This window comes from Amycolatopsis sp. NPDC101161, assembly GCF_044768185.1.
Lineage (GTDB): Bacteria > Actinomycetota > Actinomycetes > Mycobacteriales > Pseudonocardiaceae > Amycolatopsis.
In genome coordinates this window covers 1,349,865-1,365,088 of sequence record NZ_JBIWPI010000002.1, presented here as the reverse complement: position 1 = coordinate 1,365,088, position 15,224 = coordinate 1,349,865, and the positions used below count along the sequence as shown (strand labels likewise).

22 protein-coding genes are annotated in these 15,224 nt (G+C 72.3%); 12 read left to right on the top strand and 10 right to left on the bottom strand.

Annotated features, from left to right (window positions below; all coding sequences use genetic code 11):
- Positions 1–12 precede the first annotated feature (12 nt).
- From ACIRSS_RS17730 to ACIRSS_RS17700, 7 genes are all read left to right on the top strand, one after another.
- Positions 13–327, top strand: coding sequence for a gas vesicle protein (locus ACIRSS_RS17730; protein ID WP_400896022.1), 315 nt, complete (start codon positions 13–15; stop codon positions 325–327).
- A complete protein-coding gene (locus ACIRSS_RS17725) occupies positions 324–1,055 on the top strand; it encodes a GvpL/GvpF family gas vesicle protein (RefSeq protein WP_400896020.1) in 732 nt (243 codons plus the stop codon). Before ACIRSS_RS17730 ends, ACIRSS_RS17725 begins: the two co-directional genes overlap by 4 nt.
- The gene (gene gvpJ, locus ACIRSS_RS17720) at positions 1,048–1,200 is read left to right on the top strand and encodes a gas vesicle protein GvpJ (RefSeq protein ID WP_086674556.1); all 153 of its coding nucleotides are present in this window, start codon (positions 1,048–1,050) and stop codon (positions 1,198–1,200) included. The genes ACIRSS_RS17725 and gvpJ (ACIRSS_RS17720) overlap by 8 nt, the downstream gene beginning before the upstream one ends.
- On the top strand, positions 1,197–1,412 hold the full coding sequence (locus ACIRSS_RS17715; RefSeq protein ID WP_400896018.1) for a gas vesicle protein K: 216 nt from the start codon (positions 1,197–1,199) through the stop codon (positions 1,410–1,412). The genes gvpJ (ACIRSS_RS17720) and ACIRSS_RS17715 overlap by 4 nt, the downstream gene beginning before the upstream one ends.
- Positions 1,413–1,730, top strand: coding sequence for a gas vesicle protein GvpJ (gvpJ, locus tag ACIRSS_RS17710; RefSeq protein WP_400896016.1), 318 nt, complete (start codon positions 1,413–1,415; stop codon positions 1,728–1,730).
- Complete coding sequence (locus tag ACIRSS_RS17705) at positions 1,727–2,284, top strand: GvpL/GvpF family gas vesicle protein (RefSeq protein ID WP_400896014.1); 558 nt, start codon at positions 1,727–1,729, stop codon at positions 2,282–2,284. Before gvpJ (ACIRSS_RS17710) ends, ACIRSS_RS17705 begins: the two co-directional genes overlap by 4 nt.
- A gap of 74 nt (positions 2,285–2,358) precedes the next feature.
- Positions 2,359–2,886, top strand: coding sequence for an NHL repeat-containing protein (locus tag ACIRSS_RS17700; RefSeq protein WP_400896012.1), 528 nt, complete (start codon positions 2,359–2,361; stop codon positions 2,884–2,886).
- On the opposite strand, the gene ACIRSS_RS17695 is transcribed toward ACIRSS_RS17700, so the two are convergent.
- From ACIRSS_RS17695 to ACIRSS_RS17680, 4 genes are read right to left on the bottom strand one after another with little or no spacing between them, the layout of a single operon-like run.
- Complete coding sequence (locus ACIRSS_RS17695) at positions 2,883–3,617, bottom strand: dienelactone hydrolase family protein (protein WP_400896010.1); 735 nt, start codon at positions 3,615–3,617, stop codon at positions 2,883–2,885. The genes ACIRSS_RS17700 and ACIRSS_RS17695 overlap by 4 nt on opposite strands.
- 37 nt (positions 3,618–3,654) lie before the next feature.
- The gene (locus ACIRSS_RS17690) at positions 3,655–4,056 is read right to left on the bottom strand and encodes a CoA-binding protein (RefSeq protein ID WP_400896008.1); all 402 of its coding nucleotides are present in this window, start codon (positions 4,054–4,056) and stop codon (positions 3,655–3,657) included.
- Between the two features lie 24 nt (positions 4,057–4,080).
- The gene (locus ACIRSS_RS17685) at positions 4,081–4,653 is read right to left on the bottom strand and encodes a hypothetical protein (protein WP_400896006.1); all 573 of its coding nucleotides are present in this window, start codon (positions 4,651–4,653) and stop codon (positions 4,081–4,083) included.
- A gap of 56 nt (positions 4,654–4,709) precedes the next feature.
- Positions 4,710–5,213 (bottom strand): VOC family protein, encoded by a 504-nt coding sequence (locus ACIRSS_RS17680; protein ID WP_400867658.1) that lies wholly within the window; start codon positions 5,211–5,213, stop codon positions 4,710–4,712.
- A gap of 139 nt (positions 5,214–5,352) precedes the next feature.
- On the opposite strand from ACIRSS_RS17680, the gene ACIRSS_RS17675 reads away from it, so the two are divergent.
- Positions 5,353–6,144: a 2-keto-4-pentenoate hydratase gene (locus tag ACIRSS_RS17675; protein WP_400896005.1), complete on the top strand. Its 792-nt coding sequence runs from the start codon at positions 5,353–5,355 to the stop codon at positions 6,142–6,144.
- Positions 6,141–6,896 (top strand): 2-keto-4-pentenoate hydratase, encoded by a 756-nt coding sequence (locus ACIRSS_RS17670; RefSeq protein WP_400896003.1) that lies wholly within the window; start codon positions 6,141–6,143, stop codon positions 6,894–6,896. The genes ACIRSS_RS17675 and ACIRSS_RS17670 overlap by 4 nt, the downstream gene beginning before the upstream one ends.
- On the opposite strand, the gene ACIRSS_RS17665 is transcribed toward ACIRSS_RS17670, so the two are convergent.
- From ACIRSS_RS17665 to ACIRSS_RS17650, 4 genes are all read right to left on the bottom strand, one after another.
- Positions 6,880–7,761 carry an alpha/beta fold hydrolase gene (locus tag ACIRSS_RS17665; protein WP_400896001.1) on the bottom strand — a complete coding sequence of 294 codons (882 nt, stop codon included), beginning with the start codon at positions 7,759–7,761 and terminating at the stop codon, positions 6,880–6,882. The genes ACIRSS_RS17670 and ACIRSS_RS17665 overlap by 17 nt on opposite strands.
- Positions 7,761–9,236 (bottom strand): wax ester/triacylglycerol synthase family O-acyltransferase, encoded by a 1,476-nt coding sequence (locus ACIRSS_RS17660; protein ID WP_400895999.1) that lies wholly within the window; start codon positions 9,234–9,236, stop codon positions 7,761–7,763. The genes ACIRSS_RS17665 and ACIRSS_RS17660 overlap by 1 nt, the downstream gene beginning before the upstream one ends.
- A 308-nt stretch (positions 9,237–9,544) precedes the next feature.
- Positions 9,545–11,482 (bottom strand): ABC transporter ATP-binding protein, encoded by a 1,938-nt coding sequence (locus ACIRSS_RS17655; protein WP_400897516.1) that lies wholly within the window; start codon positions 11,480–11,482, stop codon positions 9,545–9,547.
- Positions 11,483–11,856: 374 nt separating this feature from the next.
- A complete protein-coding gene (locus ACIRSS_RS17650) occupies positions 11,857–12,324 on the bottom strand; it encodes a DUF1579 domain-containing protein (protein ID WP_400895997.1) in 468 nt (155 codons plus the stop codon).
- A gap of 49 nt (positions 12,325–12,373) precedes the next feature.
- On the opposite strand from ACIRSS_RS17650, the gene ACIRSS_RS17645 reads away from it, so the two are divergent.
- Positions 12,374–12,820 (top strand): MarR family winged helix-turn-helix transcriptional regulator, encoded by a 447-nt coding sequence (locus ACIRSS_RS17645; protein WP_400895995.1) that lies wholly within the window; start codon positions 12,374–12,376, stop codon positions 12,818–12,820.
- Positions 12,821–12,823: 3 nt separating this feature from the next.
- On the opposite strand, the gene ACIRSS_RS17640 is transcribed toward ACIRSS_RS17645, so the two are convergent.
- Positions 12,824–13,279 carry a winged helix-turn-helix transcriptional regulator gene (locus ACIRSS_RS17640; protein ID WP_400895993.1) on the bottom strand — a complete coding sequence of 152 codons (456 nt, stop codon included), beginning with the start codon at positions 13,277–13,279 and terminating at the stop codon, positions 12,824–12,826.
- Between the two features lie 87 nt (positions 13,280–13,366).
- Here ACIRSS_RS17640 and ACIRSS_RS17635 point away from each other — a divergent pair, with 87 nt between their 5' ends.
- Both ACIRSS_RS17635 and ACIRSS_RS17630 read left to right on the top strand, forming a co-directional pair.
- On the top strand, positions 13,367–13,954 hold the full coding sequence (locus ACIRSS_RS17635) for a dihydrofolate reductase family protein (protein ID WP_400895991.1): 588 nt from the start codon (positions 13,367–13,369) through the stop codon (positions 13,952–13,954).
- 40 nt (positions 13,955–13,994) lie between these two features.
- Positions 13,995–14,378 (top strand): PPOX class F420-dependent oxidoreductase, encoded by a 384-nt coding sequence (locus ACIRSS_RS17630; RefSeq protein WP_400895989.1) that lies wholly within the window; start codon positions 13,995–13,997, stop codon positions 14,376–14,378.
- 1 nt (position 14,379) lies between these two features.
- Here ACIRSS_RS17630 and ACIRSS_RS17625 read toward each other — a convergent pair whose 3' ends face one another.
- Positions 14,380–15,084, bottom strand: a complete 705-nt coding sequence (locus tag ACIRSS_RS17625) for an MBL fold metallo-hydrolase (protein ID WP_400895987.1) — start codon at positions 15,082–15,084, stop codon at positions 14,380–14,382.
- Positions 15,085–15,224 lie beyond the last annotated feature (140 nt).

Genomic DNA, 15,224 nt, shown 5'->3' with positions numbered 1-15,224 from the left:
AGGGTGACACGATTGGCCGCTTCGTCCGATTCATTGGCGGACATTCTGGAGCGCGTGCTCGACAAGGGCGTCGTGATAGCCGGTGACATCGGCGTCAGCGTCGTCGACGTCGAATTGCTGACACTGCGGATCCGGCTCTTCATCGCCTCCGCGCAGACCGCCCGGGAAATGGGCATGGACTGGTGGACGAACGACCCGTTCTTCGCGCCGAACGCCCGGCGCGGAGAACTGGCGGACCCCACCGGGAAAGAACTGGACCTGGCGGCGCGCGTCGCCGAACTCGAGGCTCGGCTGCCCGTGCCGAGCGGGAGGGAAGAACCCCGGTGACCACCCGCGACTGGCTCTGCGCCTACGCGATCACCCGCAACCGCGACGGTCTGGACCTCGGCGCGGCGCCCCGGCTCGTCGGCTACCGCGACCTGGGCGTCGTCGTCTCGGAGGTGAGCCCGGCGCGGTTCGACCGCATCGACACGCTCGACCCGGTGGACGGCGCGCTCGCGGAGCTGGCCCGCGAACACGACGCCGTCGTGCGCGCGGTTTTCCGCCACGAACCGGTGCTGCCGCTGCGGTTCGGCACGGTCCTCGACGGCGAAGCCTCGGTGAAACGGCTCCTGGAGGTCGCCTACGACCAGGCGCGGGACTGCCTCGACGAGGTCGAGGGGCACCGCGAATGGGGCGTGCGGGTGCGGCACACCGAACCCGCCGCGACGACCCGGCCGGACACCGCGGGCCTGACCGGCACGCAGTACCTCGTCCGGCGGCGCGAGCGGCTGAAGGCGCTCCAGCAGGCGCGCGAGGACGTCGTCGGCGCGGCCGGGCGGCTCCAGAACGCGTTGCGCCGGCACGCGGCCGACAGCATGGAACGGGCGCGGCCGCACGGCGTGCTGGTCAACACCGCGTTCCTGGTCGAAACCGGGCGGGAGGCCGCGTTCCACGCGGAGTTCGAGTGGTTCGCCCGCGAGCTGCGCGCGGCGGGCGCGACGGTGGAGACGTCGGGGCCGTGGCCGCCGTACTCGTTCACCGACGTCGAGCTCGGGGTGGCGGCCGATGGCTGACGCCGCCGTGGAGTCCGTCGCCGACCTGCTCGACCGGGTCGTGCACCGCGGCGCCGTCGTGACCGGGGACGTGATCATCTCGCTCGCCGGGATCGACCTGGTCCGGCTCGACCTGCGGCTGCTGCTGCTCGGGCTCGAAGGATGAGCGAGCCCGTCCGGATCCCCGCCGACGCCGGCCGCGGGCTCGGCCACCTGGTCGTCACCGTGCTCGACATCCTCCGCGAAGTGCTCGAACGCCAAGCGCTGCGGCGCATGGAGACCCTCACCCCCGCCCAGGTCGAAGACCTCGGCCAGGCCCTGATCGCGCTGGACGCCCGGTTCGCCGAGCTCCGCGCGGTCCTCGACGAAAGGTTTTAGGTGACCAGACCGGGACAGACCGGCGGAGGCCTCGCCGACACGCTCGACATCCTGCTCGACAAGGGACTCGTCATCGACGCCTCGGTGCGGGTGTCGGTGATCGGGATCGAGCTGCTGGCGATCGAGGCGCGGATCGTGATCGCCAGCGTCGACACCTACATCCGCTACCTCGAAGCCATGCAGCGGCTGCAGAGCACGCCGGTGCCCGGGCAGATCTCCCAGGGGCTCGGGCAGACGACCGGGCTCATCCCGCCCCCGCCGCCGACTCCGGCGGTCGCGGTACCCGTGGAGCCCGCCGTCCCCGTCGACCAGCCGTGACGCTGCAGCTCTACGGCGTCGTGCGGGCCGGGCACCCGCGGGCGCCGCGGACGGTCGGCTGGGAGGACCTGGCGATGGTCGTCGGCGACCCCGAGCCGGACCCGGCCGTGCACTTGGCGGTGGTGTCCGCGCTGGTCGAGGGCGGGCCGGTGCTGCCGGTCCGGTTCGGCACGGTGGCCGACGACGAGGACGCCGTCCGCGCCGACGTGCTGGCGCCGGCGGCCGGCACCTACCGCGCCGACCTCGACCGGCTCGACGGCCTGGCCGAGGTGCACGTCTGCCTGCGGTTCACCGAGCCCGGCTCGGCGTGGCGGGCCGCCCGCTCGGACGTGCTGCTCTCCGAGGTCGCCGAGCGGGCCCGCGACTCCGTGGCGCTGCCGGCCGGCGAGTCCGCCGACGAGCGCTGGGCGTTCCTCGTCGGCCTGGGCGACCTGCTCGTCGTGCGCGACGCGGTCACCGGGCTCACCCGCGGCGGCGTCCAGGCCGACTGGGTCGGGCCGCTGCCGGCGTACAGCTTCCTGGAGCGGCGGACGTGCTCGCGGTGGACGTGGTGAGCGACGGCCGAACAGTCGCTGAACACTCCTTTCGCCACTGGCCGCCGTGGCTCGCGGTCGGCGATCCTGGTGCCGTGGCCACCAGTGAAGTCGCGTCGCTCCCACGCGCGTTCGGCGGGCCCGGCGCCGGGCCGGGCCAGTTCCGCGCGCCGTCCGGGATCGCCGTCGACGTCCGCGGCCGCGTGTGGGTGGCGGACACCGGCAACGACCGCGTCCAGGCGTTCACCCGTGACGGCGCGCTCGTGCGCGTCCTGGCCGGGCGGCTCAAGGCGCCGGAAGGGGTCGCGGTCGACGCGGCCGGCCACGTGTACGTCGCCGACACGGGCAACCACCGCGTGGTGCAGTTCTCGTGGTGGGGCGGGTTCGTGCGCGAGTTCGGCGGCCTGGACCGGCCGCGCGGGCTGGCACTGGACCACGCGGGGCGGCTGCTGGTCGATGACACCGGCCGCGTGGCCCGCTTCGACACCCGCACGGGCGCGGCGCTGTCCGACACGACCGAGCCGATCAGCTCCCCGAGGGACATGGCCGACGACGGCGTGGGCGGGGTTTGGGTGGCTGAAACCGGGAACCACCGCATCGTCCACTTCGGAGCGTCGGCCTAGGGGCGTTCGGCCAGCAGCGGCAGCAGCCGGTCCCAGTGGCGCCGCAGAGCGGCGGGGTCGAAGGCGTCGGTGTCGGACATCGTGAAGCCGTGGACGGTGCCGGGGTAGATCTCGGATGTGTAGTCGATCCCTGCGGCGTCCAGAGTCCGGTTGAGCTCGTTGAGCGCCTCAGGCGTCAGGTCGGATTCGGCGTGGCCGAAGTGGACCCGGGCGGTGAGCCGGTGCAGAGCGTCGGGCCCCGCGGCGTGCACCGGGGCGTGGAACGCGGCGAGGGCGGCCACCTGCTCGGGGTGGGCCGCGGCGGTGCGCGTCGCGAGGAGGCCGCCGATGCAGTAGCCGGTCACCGCGACGGGGCCGGGCCTGACCTCGCGTTGGGTGGTGAGGAACCGGAGGTAGGCGTCGGCGTCACGCAGGACGCGTTCGGCGGTGTGGGCCTCGATCAACGGCATGAGCTCCGCGAAGATCGCGGGCCTGGCTTCTTCCCCGATGTGCTCGGGAAGCTCGAGCACCGGGGTTGGGCCGGTCCGGTAGAAGATGTTGGGGACGAGCACGTAGTACCCGTGACCGGCCAGTTCGCGGGCCATGTCCCGCAGCACGGGACGGATCCCGAAGCCGTCCGGGTACATCAGCACCCCCGGGTGCCGCCCGCCGTCGCCGGGGTAGGCGGCGATGGCGTCGGCCTCGCCGTCGTCGGTGGGAATTCGCAGCGTCTCGGTGAGTGAGGTCGTCATCGCCTCGGAGCATAGGCCGCCGGACGAAGCGCGCCGCCTAGTTCTTCGAGATCGCGGCCGTCGCGCGCACGACCGCCGTGCAGCGGTTCTCGACGTACTCGAGCCCGCCTTCCTCGGCGATGCGGCGCGCCTCGGCGGAGACGATGCCCTGCTGCAGCCACAGCGCCTTCGCGCCGATCTCCACGGCTTCACGCGCGATGCCCGGCGCCTCGGGGGACGGCCGGAAGACGTCGACCAGGTCGACCGGCTCCGGGACGTCCTTCAGCGACCGGTAGACCTTCTCGCCGAGCAGCTCGGTCGCGGTCGGGTGCACCGGGATGATCCGGAACCCGTGCGCCTGCAGCACGGCCGGGACACCGTGCGCGGCCTTGGCCGGGTCGCGGCTCAGGCCCACGACGGCGATGGTCTTCGCGCCTTCGAGGATTTCCTCTGCTTTCATATCGATCAGAACGCCCAGCGGGCGTCAAAGCTTCCAGAGCCGCAGGCCGCGGACGCGGTAGACGGGCCAGATCACGTGCCACGGCTTGCGGCGGGCGAAGGTGGCGGCGCACGTCAGGATGTTGCGGGCGGACGTCGTCGCGACCTCGTGCTGGTCGGGCCAGACCGCGCCCTTGGCGCCGACGGCGATGCGGAACACCGTCAGCAGCCCGCGGCCCTGCAGGTCGTACTTCGCGCCGGTGTCGCCGGAGTCCGGGGCGAGCTCGGCGATCTCGGCGCCGAACGCGCGGGCGGCCTGCGGCGCGACCTCGGCGGGCACGACGCCCACACTGCGCATGATCGCCTTGCCGTGCAGGCGGCGCGCGTAGCGGAACAGCAGCGCGCGCTCCCACCACGGCAGCAGGCGGTGGTGCGCCAGCAGCGCGGCGCACTCGCCGTGCCCGATCGCGAAGATGCTCGTCAGCTCGTCGTACGCGCCGTTCGTCGCCGGCTCGTTGAGGTGCAGGCGGACCTCGAAGCGGGTGCGCGCGGTGAGTTCGTCGAGCAGCTCACGGCGATCGAGCCGGGCCTTCGCGCGGGAAAGCGACCAGTCGGGCATCGGACCTCCAGACGTCGCGCACAGGCTAAACGCCGCGCGGCGCCCGGAACACGCTTTCAGCCGATCTTCTCGCCGTACATCTCACCGAGCGGGTCGGAGATCAGCTCGACGCGGGCACCGTCCGGATCGGACAGGTAGATGGAAGTCTTGCTCTCCAGCAGGTACTGCACGCCGGCCTCGTCGAGCTTGTCCTTGATCGCGCTCCACCGTTCGGGCGTGACGGACAGGGCCAGGTGGTGCAGTCCACCGAGGACTTCCGCGTACGGGCCGAGGTCCAGACCGGGCAGGTCGAAGAACGCGACGGCGTTGCCGTTGCCGACGTCGAAGAAGAAGTGGCTGGAGCCGGGGTAGTCGCGGTTCTCGATCAGCTCGGTGAGCGGGAAGCCGAGGATGTCCTGGTAGAACTCGATGGTCCGCTCGACGTCGCTGGAGATCAGCGCGGTGTGGTGGATGCCGCGCCCGTTCGTCGCCGGTCGGTCGGCGGCCGGGCGCAGGTGGCGCTCGCGCAGCTCGTCGCGGATCTCGGCGAGCTTGGTGACCTCGGCTTGGGTCGGTGCCATGTCCCTCACGTCCCTTCCTGGTGGTGTCGTCGACGCTACGCTTCATTTATCTCGCGCGCAAGAGGTTGCCTGGCGAGAGTTCCGTTGAACGGAACGACGAGGCTTGTGCGCGCGGTGCCCGCACGGCAGAGTCCCGGACGTGGACGTCAGCAAGGTGCAGGAGGCCGCCGCCCTACTGGCGCGGGCCTACGCGACCCGCGAACCGATCGAGCCGCTGATCAAGACCTACCCGGACGCGGGGGTCGAGGACGCGTACCGGATCCAGCAGGAGCAGGTGCGGCAGTGGGTCGACGGCGGTGACGCCGTCCGCGGGCACAAGGTCGGGCTCGCGTCCGCCGCGATGCAGCGGCAGATGGGCGTCGACCAGCCCGACTACGGGCACCTCACCGGCAGCATGTTCCACCTCGAGCACCAGCCGATCCCGACGTCGGCGTTCCTGCGGCCGCGGATCGAGCCGGAGATCGCGTTCGTGCTCGGCTCGGCGTTGCGCGGCCCGGGCGTCACGGTCGCCGACGCGGTGCGGGCGGTCGACTTCGTGCTGCCGTCGCTGGAGATCGTCGACTCGCGGATCCGGGACTGGAAGATCTCGCTGTTCGACACGATCGCCGACAACGCGTCGTCCGGCGGGGTCGTGCTGGGCAGCCGCCCGACGGCGCTGCGCGACACCGACCTGCGGCTGGCCGGCTGCGTGCTGCACCAGAACGGTTCGGTGGCGGCCACCGGCGCGGGCGGCGCGGTGCTCGGGTCGCCGTTGAACTCGCTGGTCTGGCTGGCGAACACGGTCGGGCCGCTGGGCGTCACCCTCGAGCCCGGGCACGTCGTGCTGCCGGGCTCGATGACCCGCGCGATCCCGGTGTCGCCGGGCGACACGGTCGTCGCGACCATCGCCGGCCTGGGCAGTGTCACCGCGGTCTTTTCGGAGGAATCGTGAACGTGCGCGAGGCGGCCGCGGCGCTGCTGGGGACGACTTCGGAGCGTTCGCCGCTGTCGGAGGACTGGCCGGAGCTGGACGTCGACACGGCGTACGCGATCCAGGACGAGGCGCTGCGGCAGCGGCGGGCCCGCGGCGAGACGCTGGTCGGGCTGAAGCTGGGCCTGACGTCCCGGGCCAAGCAGGAGCGGATGGGCATCGACGCGCCGCTGCTGGCCTGGCTGACGGACGCGATGGTGCTGCCGGCGGGCGTCCCCGTGCCGCAGCTGATCCACCCGCGCGCGGAGCCGGAGCTGGTCTTCGTGCTGCGGGACCGCTTGACGGGCCCGGGCGTCACGGCGGCGACGGCACTGGCCGCGGTCGACCGCGTGTACGGCGGCATCGAGATCATCGACAGCCGGTACGCGGACTACCGCTTCACGCTCCCGGACGCGGTCGCGGACAACGGCTCGTCGGCGTACTTCAGCGTCGGACCGGTAGGGCTGCCGCCGGTGGCGCTGGATCTTTCGCTGGAGGCGGCGCTGCTGGAGGTCGACGGCCAGATCGTCGACACGGCAACGGGCGCGGCGGTCCAGGGCCACCCGGCGGAGGCATTGGCGTTGGCGGCGAACGCACTGGGCGCGCGAGGGCTGGCGTTGGAGCCGGGCTGGATCGTGCTGACGGGCGGCATGACGGACGCGGTCCCGCTCCGCCGAGGCTCCCGCGTGGCGGCCCACTTCTCCCACCTGGGTTCGATCACGCTCTCGGGGTGACCTCGGCGCGGTCGGCGATGCGCGAGATGCCGCGCACGATCCGCGGCCAGACCGCGCGGGGCAGGTCGTGGCCCATGCCCGGGACGATGTCGAGGTCCGCGCCCGGGATGGCTCTCGCCGTCGCGCGGCCGCCCGATACGTGGACCAGCGGGTCGCGCGCCCCGTGGATCACCAATGCGGGTACTCGCACCTTCCGCAGCCGCGGGGCGCGGTCGCGCTCGGCCATGATCGCCGCGAGCTGGCGCAGCGTGCCGCCCGGGTGGACGCCGCGGTCGAACGTGCGCTCGGCGCGGTCGCGCATGCGGGCCTCGTCGAACGGGTAGCCCGGTGAGCCGATCAGCCGGAACGTCCGCACGAGCATCTCGACGTACTCCGCCCGGCTGCGCGGCGGCGCGCTGAGCAGCATCGACATCGCCTTGCCGCTCGGGCGGCCGACCAGTCGCCCGCCGGTGCTGGACATGATCGACGTCAGCGACAGCACCCGCTCGGGGTGCCGGATCGCCAGCGTCTGCGCGATCATCCCGCCCATCGACGCGCCCGCGACGTGCGCGGCCGGGACGCCCAGCGCGTCCAGCAACCCGGCGGCGTCGGCGGCCATGTCCGCCAGCGAGTAGGGCGCGCTGTGCAGCAGGTACGCCTGCGCGAGGTTGGCCCGGCCACGCATCCGGCTCGACCGCCCGGCGTCCCGGTTGTCGAACCGGATGACGCGGAACCCTTGTGCGGCAAGGAGTTCGCAGAACTCTTCGTCCCACCAGATCATCGGCGCGCCGAGGCCCATGACGAGCAGCAGCGGCCGGCCGCCCGCGTCGCCGAACGTCTCGTGGCAGAGCTCGACGCCGCCGACCTCGGTGACCTGCTCCGCCATCAGGCCTCCCGGGTGTGCTCGGCGGCCAGCTTCGTGAGCTCGGCCAGCGCGTCGTGCAGGTGGTCGATCAGGTCCCAGACGTCCGGGATCAGCTCGCGGCAGGCGACCAGCCCGAAGTCCAGCTTGCCGTCGTAGGACATCACGGTGATGTTCAGCCCGCCACTCGCGTCGGTGATCGCGGACACCGGGTAGTTCGCGAGCAGCCGCGCGCCCGCGAGGTACAGCGGCTTCTGCGAGCCCGGCACGTTCGAGACGACGAGGTTGACGACGGGCGCGGTGGCCCCCAGGAACTTCATCGTGGCGCGGGCGGCGAGCCCGCCGAGCGCGGCCGGCAGCATCCCGCTGAAGTCGACCAGCCACGACGCGGGCAGCGGCTGGTACCGCTGCTTCGCGGCGACCATCGCGCTGGTGACCTCGGCCAGCCGCGCGGCGGGATCGGCGAGGTGCGTCGGCAGCGGCGCGAGCATGACGGAGACCTGGTTCCCGGCGTCCTTCGCCTGCTCGGGCGTGCGCACCGACAGCGGGACGAGCGTGACGAGCGGCTGGTCGGGCAGGGCGTCGTGATCGGTCAGCCACCGGCGCATGGCGCTCGCGCACAACGCCAGCACGACGTCGTTCACGGTGACGCCGAAGGCGTTCTTGACGCGCTTGACCTCGTCGAGGGGCAGCGAGCCGTACGCGAACCGGCGGTGCGGGCTGATCGGCCCGTTGAACGGCGTGTCGGGCGTGACCAGCCGCGGCCGCGCGGCCTCGTGCCGTCCGGGACCTTGGCGCGTGACGCGGTTGAGGACGCTCCCGGCCTTCGCGAGCAGTCCGACGCCGGGGTAGCGCCCGAGGCCGGGGACGTCGTCGAGGTGCTGCAGCAGCTTCGGTACCTGGAGGGCGGCCTTGACGGGGTGCAGCACGAGCTTCTTCGTCCCGTTGAGGGCGAGCGCGACAGGCGTGGGGATGGGCTCTTTCTGTGGTGTCGTCGGCGGTTCTTGCGGTGGCGGTTCGGCCGTCGTGTCCATGAGGACGCCGATGAGCTCGGCCCCGGAGACGCCGTCGATGGCGCTGTGGTGGACCTTCGTGTAGACGGCTTTGCTGCCGTCCTGCAGGCCGTGGATGAGGTAGGCCTCCCAGAGCGGCCGCCGCCGGTCGAGCGGCCGCGCGGTGAGGCGGGCGATCTGTTCCCCGAGCTGTTTCGGGTCGCCGGGAGCGGGCAGCGCGATCTCGCGGACGTGGTACTCGAGGTCGAACTCCGGATCGTCGATCCAGTAGGGGTGGTCGAGCCCGAGCGGCACGGGCAGCAGCCGCCACCGGAGCGGTTTCGCGAGGTGCAGCCGCGAGCCGATGAGCTCGCGCAGGCCGTCGAGGGTGAGGGTCCGGTCCGGAGCGGTCAGGGGGTCGAGGATCGAGAGCCCCCCGACGTGCCCGGTGGTGGTGGTCGACTCGGCGTTGAGGAACTGCACGTCCAGGGCGGTGAGCTGGCGCATCAGGCCTCCTCGGGCTCGGCAGGCCAGTCTGCCCCGCGGGCTCGGCGGGGTAAATCCGCTGGGCGGGTGCGCGATGCCACCCGCGCACGGGGGAGCCGGCTCACCCGCACCGGTGATCCGGAGCAGCCCGCGTGGCAATGGGACTGCTAGTGCGAAAAGGCTTGTCCCGGTCGCCGACGGGATTCTCTGCGGGTTCGCCGCCGAGGCCTGCCGTGTGCGGACCGCCCCGGGGTGCGGTCCCGGCGCTGCTGGCCGCCGGCCTGGCCCGCGGGTGGTCGGCGAGGCCGCGCTCGCCGGTCAGCGGGCCTTCACGGCGACCTACCCGGTGTTCCTGGTGTGGGGCGTCGCGCTTCTCGCGGCGACGGCGTGCCGGTGACGCGCGGCGAGGGCACCTCCACGCCGTACGCGCGCGCCTGGATTTCGTACAGCTCGTGGTACACCCCGCCCGCTTCGATCAGCTCCTCGTGCGTTCCCTGCTCGATCAGCCTTCCCTTCTCCAGCACCAGGATCCGGTCGGCCGAGCGGATGTTCGCCAGCCGGTGGGTGACCAGGATCGTCGTCCGCCTGCCGCTGTGGGACGCGCTCGCGTGCTGCAGGCCGGCGAACACCCTCGCCTCCGCGCGGGCGTCGAGCGCCGCCGTCGGCTCGTCGGCCACCAGGACCGATGCGTCGCGGTAGATGCCGCGGGCGATGCCCATGCGCTGCCACTGGCCGCCGGAGAGGTCCTGGCCCTCGTCGAACTTCTTGGACAGCACGGTGTTCTCCTTGGCGGGCAACGACTCGATCACCTCGCCCGCGCCCGAGTAGTCGACCGCCTCGCGCCACGCGCGGCCGTCCGGGTCCGCGCGGCCGAGGCGGCCGACCGTGACGTTCTTCGCCGCCGTCATCGGCCACTCCGCGGGCTCCTGCGCGATCACCGCGATGTTCGCGTGCACCGACGCCGGGTCCGCGTGCGCGAGGTCGACGTCGTCCCAGCGCACCACGCCTTCGTCCGGTGGGTAGAGGCCGGTCAGCAGCTTGCCGAGGGTCGTCTTGCCCGACCCGTTCTCCCCGACGAGCGCGACCACCTCGCCGCGCCGGATCGTCAGCGAGATGTCCCGCAACGCCGGCTTCGGCTGGCCCGGGTAGGTGAACGAGACGCCCTCCAGCCGGATCTCGCCCGGGTCGGCCGGCGCGGTCAGCGCCGTCGGCGGTGGCTGCCGCCGCACCGACTCCACCAGCAGCTGGTTGTAGAACCCGATGTAGAACGAGTCCTCGTACAGCGAATTGACCGCGCGCATGGTGTTGGACAGCGCCGTCGACGCCGTGCGCATCGCCAGCACCGCCGTGCCGGCCAGCGCCAGCTCCATCCCGCCGGAGTAGAGCAGCCAGCCGAGCACCAGGTACGCGACGGCGGTGCCGAACCCGGCCGCCGCCCGCCCGGTCGTCCGCACCAGGTTGCTGCGGTGCGCCAGCCGGACCTCCTCGCGCATCAGGCTGCGCGAGATGCGCCGGTACTCGCCGAGCAACGGTTCCTGCAACGTCAGCGCGTGCCGTTCGAGCGCCATCGACCGCCAGGTGGCGACCTCTTCGACGACCGACTTGCGGATGTTGCGCCCGACCGTGTCGATGAAGTGCCGGTAGTTCAGCTTCGCGATGCGCGCGGCGGCGAAGCCGTCGGCCGCCGCGGCGAGCAGCAGGACCGGTGCCAGCCACGGGTTGAGCAGGCCCGCGGTGAGCATCGCCGCCGCCAGCGAGATCGCCGACGACGTCAGGTCGGCCACCCGGCGCAGGCTCGTCTCGATCGACCGGACGCCGAACCGCGCGCCCTGCCGCGCCAGTTCGCGGAAGTCCGCGTCCTCGAACGCGATCAGCCCGACGCGCACGACCGCCGCCGTCACCGCGTCGTCCGCCGCCGCGGTGACGCGTGGCCGCAACGCGCCTTCGACGGCCGCGACGGCGGCGTCGAGCAACGCGCGCGCCGCGTACGAACCGGTGACGACCGCGATCGCGGGCAGCGACTGCAGCACCCGCTCCGGCGTCGGGCCGTGTTCGAGCAGCGCGGTGAAGACGTTCGCGGTGGCGAGCAGCCCGAACGCCGTGACGCAGCCCGAGATGACGTGCACGAAGCCGGCCAGCAGCGTCAGCCGCGGCGACGTGCGCCAGGCCAGCCGCAGCACGACGGCGATCGCGGCCGGCAAGGCGCGCACGGCCTGGCCGAAGCCGGCCGCGGCCACGCGTTCGTCGACGCGTGCCCATTCGGGCATCTTCACGTTCTCGACCCCGATCAGCGGGGGTGGTTCCGTGGCGTCCTGGGGTGTTCCGGCGGGTCTGCGCACCCGTCCATCTCTACTCCGGGGGTCCGACAATTCCGGAGCTCGCGGGCTCGCGCAGGCACCGGTGAGCGGGTGCCTGCGCTAGGCCGTTCGGGTGAAAGTAATCGTTTTCTCTGGGCCTCCGCGAGCTACCGGGACACACTCGCTGCAGAACGCCGAATCGAGCAACACCGAATAACTAATAATTGTTGTGAAATTGACCCACCGCGGGACCGCCCGGGTCGGCAGGTCCGCGGATGTGGTGGCAGAGACCGGAAACAGGTGACGTCCGCGTGCAAGGGGGGAGGGGCGTCGCCTGTTTCCTCCTACCCGTTTTCGCGGGTGTACCGGGCGCGGAGAAATGGGCTGAATTCGCGGTCTTCGCCCATCCGGACGTCGATTTCGTGCGTCAGGGTGTCACCGTCCGGGGCGAGCCGGTGCCGGGCCACTCCGCGGGCGGTCCGCTTCTCCAGGACGAGCGTCGCGCCGGACCAGTCCCCGCGGGCGGGTGACTCGGGCGGGAAGCCGTAGCTGTCGAAGCCGTACCAGAGCGTCTCGCCGCTCTGCGGGTGCACGGTGAAGACGTTGTGCCCCAGGAACTCCGTCCCGTCCTCGCGTAGCTGACGGTAGTCCTGGACGAGCGCGAAACCGTTCAGCTCCAGGCGATAGCGGCACTCGGCGCGCGCGGTCGAGGCCGGCGCCCACGGCGAAGCGGCGAGTTCCTCGGGGCCGGCCCAGTCGCCGGCGAAAGCCTTCAGCGCGTCGTGCGCGGGGCCGAGGGTGGGCATGTCCATGGTCGTCTCCATTTCGACAGGTGCCTGTCGATGTGCGAGAGTAGCACGCATGCGATCCCCTCGAGCCGAGATGTTCACCCGGGTGATCGACGCGGTCTTCGCCTGCAACGGCGGCTTCCTGGCGGCGGGGGACGCGCTGACCGGGCCGGTCGGGCTGACGGCGGCGCAGTGGCAGGTCCTCGGCTTCCTCGAGGACGGCCCGGCGACCGCGGCCGAGGTGGCGCGGCGCCGCGGGCTGCGGCGCCAGAGCGTCCAGGAGACGGTGAACCGCTTGCTGCGCAACGGAATGCTCGACCGCCTGCCGAACCCGGCCGACGCGCGGGCGCCGCTGCTGTCGTTGACGCGGCGGGCGAAAGCGGCGATGCGCGAACTGGGCGCGGCGCAGGTGGCGTGGGCGGAGGACGTGGCGGGCGCGGTGTCCCAGGAGGACCTCGAAACGACGCTGCGGACGTTGCGCCGGCTGCGCGAGGCCGTCGCGCAGCCGCGGTTGCCGTAGCGGCTACCGGCCCGCGCCGGGGCCGGGGAGCGGGTCGACGTTGCCCGCGTTCATCAGTTCGCCGCAGTGGTTGCAGCGGAGTTCGACGCTGCTGATCTCGCCGCAGGTGTGGTGGCGGTAGAGCACCGGTGGGCCGGCCTCGCCGGCGAGCCACTTGTCGCCCCAGCGGGTCATGACCATCAGCATGTCGACCAGTTCGGCGCCCTTTTCGGTCAGGACGTACTCGTAGCGGGGCCGCCGGTCGTACGGCCGGCGTTCGAGGACGCCCTGGTCGACGAGGTGGTGGAGCCGCTCGGTGAGGACCTTGCGCGAGATCCCGAGGTCGGCCTGGATCTGCTCGAACCGGCTGACCCCCGCGAAGACGTCCCGCAGGATCAACGGCGACCACGGTTCGCCGATGACGTCGAGCGTGCGCGCGATCGAGCACGGGGCCAGTTCGCTGAAGTTCGTGCGCTGCATGAGGTCACTTTAGCATTCGGGGTTCCCTTAGGGAACTTGCGCTGCTACGATTACGGAGTCTCCTCAAGGAACTCCGAAAGGATCGCGATGAGCAAGGTCTTCAGCGCCCACGCAGTGTCGGTCGACGGGTACATCACCGGCCGCGGCGCCCGTCCGGGGAACGGCCTCGGCGACGGCGGGACGCTCTTCGACTGGTACACCGACGGCGACACGCAGAGCCGCGTGTTCGACTTCTTCAAGCTCAGCGAACCGAGCGCCCGCGTCTTCGACGACCTCGCCGGGCGCGTCGGCGCGATCGTGGCGGGCCGGAACACCTACGAGGACTCGGACCACTTCGGCGGCGGCAGCCCGCACCCGGGCGCCCGCCTCTTCCTCCTCAGCCACCGGCCGGCGCCCGAACTGACTCCCCAGCAGACGCTGGTCGGGGACATCAAGGAGGCCATCGAGGCCGCTCGCGAGGCGGCCGGCGGCAAGGACGTCGGCCTGATGGGCGGCGGGGTCCTGACGTCGGCGCTGGCGGCGGGCCTGGTCGACGAGGTCGTCCTCCACCAGGTCCCGGTCCTGCTCGGCGGCGGGCGGTCGTTCTTCCAGGAACTGCCTTCCCGCGTGCGGCTGCGGCTGATCGAAGCCGTCCCCGCGCCCGGCGTCACCCACCTCCACTACTCGGTCGCCTGAGCAACCCCGTCAGTCAGCAGTCAGCCAGAAGGAGAAAGCCATGCTGAACGAAGACGTCCGCCGCATCATCTCGACGAACGTGGTGGCGCACCTGGCCACCGTCCTGCCCGACGGGGCGCCGCACTCGGTCCCGGTCTGGGTCGACCCGGAGGGTGACCACATCGCGATCATGACCGGCCCGGACTCGCGCAAGGCCCGCAACCTCCAGCGCGACCCGCGGGTGGCGCTGTCCCTCACCCCGGCGGACAACCCGTTCGAGCCGGTGGTCATCCGCGGCCGCGTGGTCGAGTGGATCGACGGCGACGCGGGCTGGGAGATCGTCGACCGCATCGCCAAGAAGTACATCGGGCAGGGCTACCCGCGGGAGCAGGTGCGGGTGGTCGGGCTGATCGAGGTCGAGCGGCAGAGCGTCGGGATGGGCTGACCTACTTGCGCTTGCCCCAGCGGTCGTCGTCCGGTTCTTCGCCGCGCCGCAGCACTTCGAGGTAGGCGCGGTCGGTGGCGAAGCGGGCCGCGATTTCTTTTCCTTCGGCGACGGCGCCGTGCCCGGGGATCACGACATCGACGTGCCGGGCGGCCTCTTCCAGCCGGTCGAGCGCGGCCGGGTAGGCGTCCTCTTGGCCGGAGCGGCGGGGGTCGAGGAGCGGGATCAGGACGTCGGAGAGCATGTCGCCGACGAGCAGGACACCCCGGTCGGCGAGGAGCAGGGCGGCGTGGCCGACGGCGTGGGCGTCGTGCTCGATCAGCTCGCCGGGCAGGGGGTTGTCGGCGGGCAGCGGGGTGACGAGGGCGACCAGGTCGAGGGGGATGTCGGGCGCGGTCTCCGCCGCCATGGCTTGCGCGCGTTCCCGGGCTTCGGTAGCGATTTGGGCGGTGGCGGGGGTGGCGTAGCGCGGGACGTCGCCGAAGCGGGGATGCCAGAGCAGGTGGTCGAAGTGGGGGTGGGTGCAGAACCCGGCGACCACCGGGAGGCCGAGCTGGTCCAGGTCATCGGCGAGCTCGTTGAGTTCGGCCCCGGTGATGCCGGGGTCGACGAGGACCAAGCCATCGTCCCCGCGCACGACGGTGGTGTTGCTCCAGACCCACTCGCTCTGCCGGACCCAAACGCCATCGGCGACCTGCTTCAGCATCGGAACACCGTGTCAGGTGCTCCCGCTCGGCGCAATCACGCCGGGGGAACGGTTTCGGCGGCCGGGGTGGGCTGCGGCCGGGGCGGGCGGCGCCGGTCGGCTGGGACGGGCGGGCGCGCTGGGCGGCCGGGGTTCGGCAC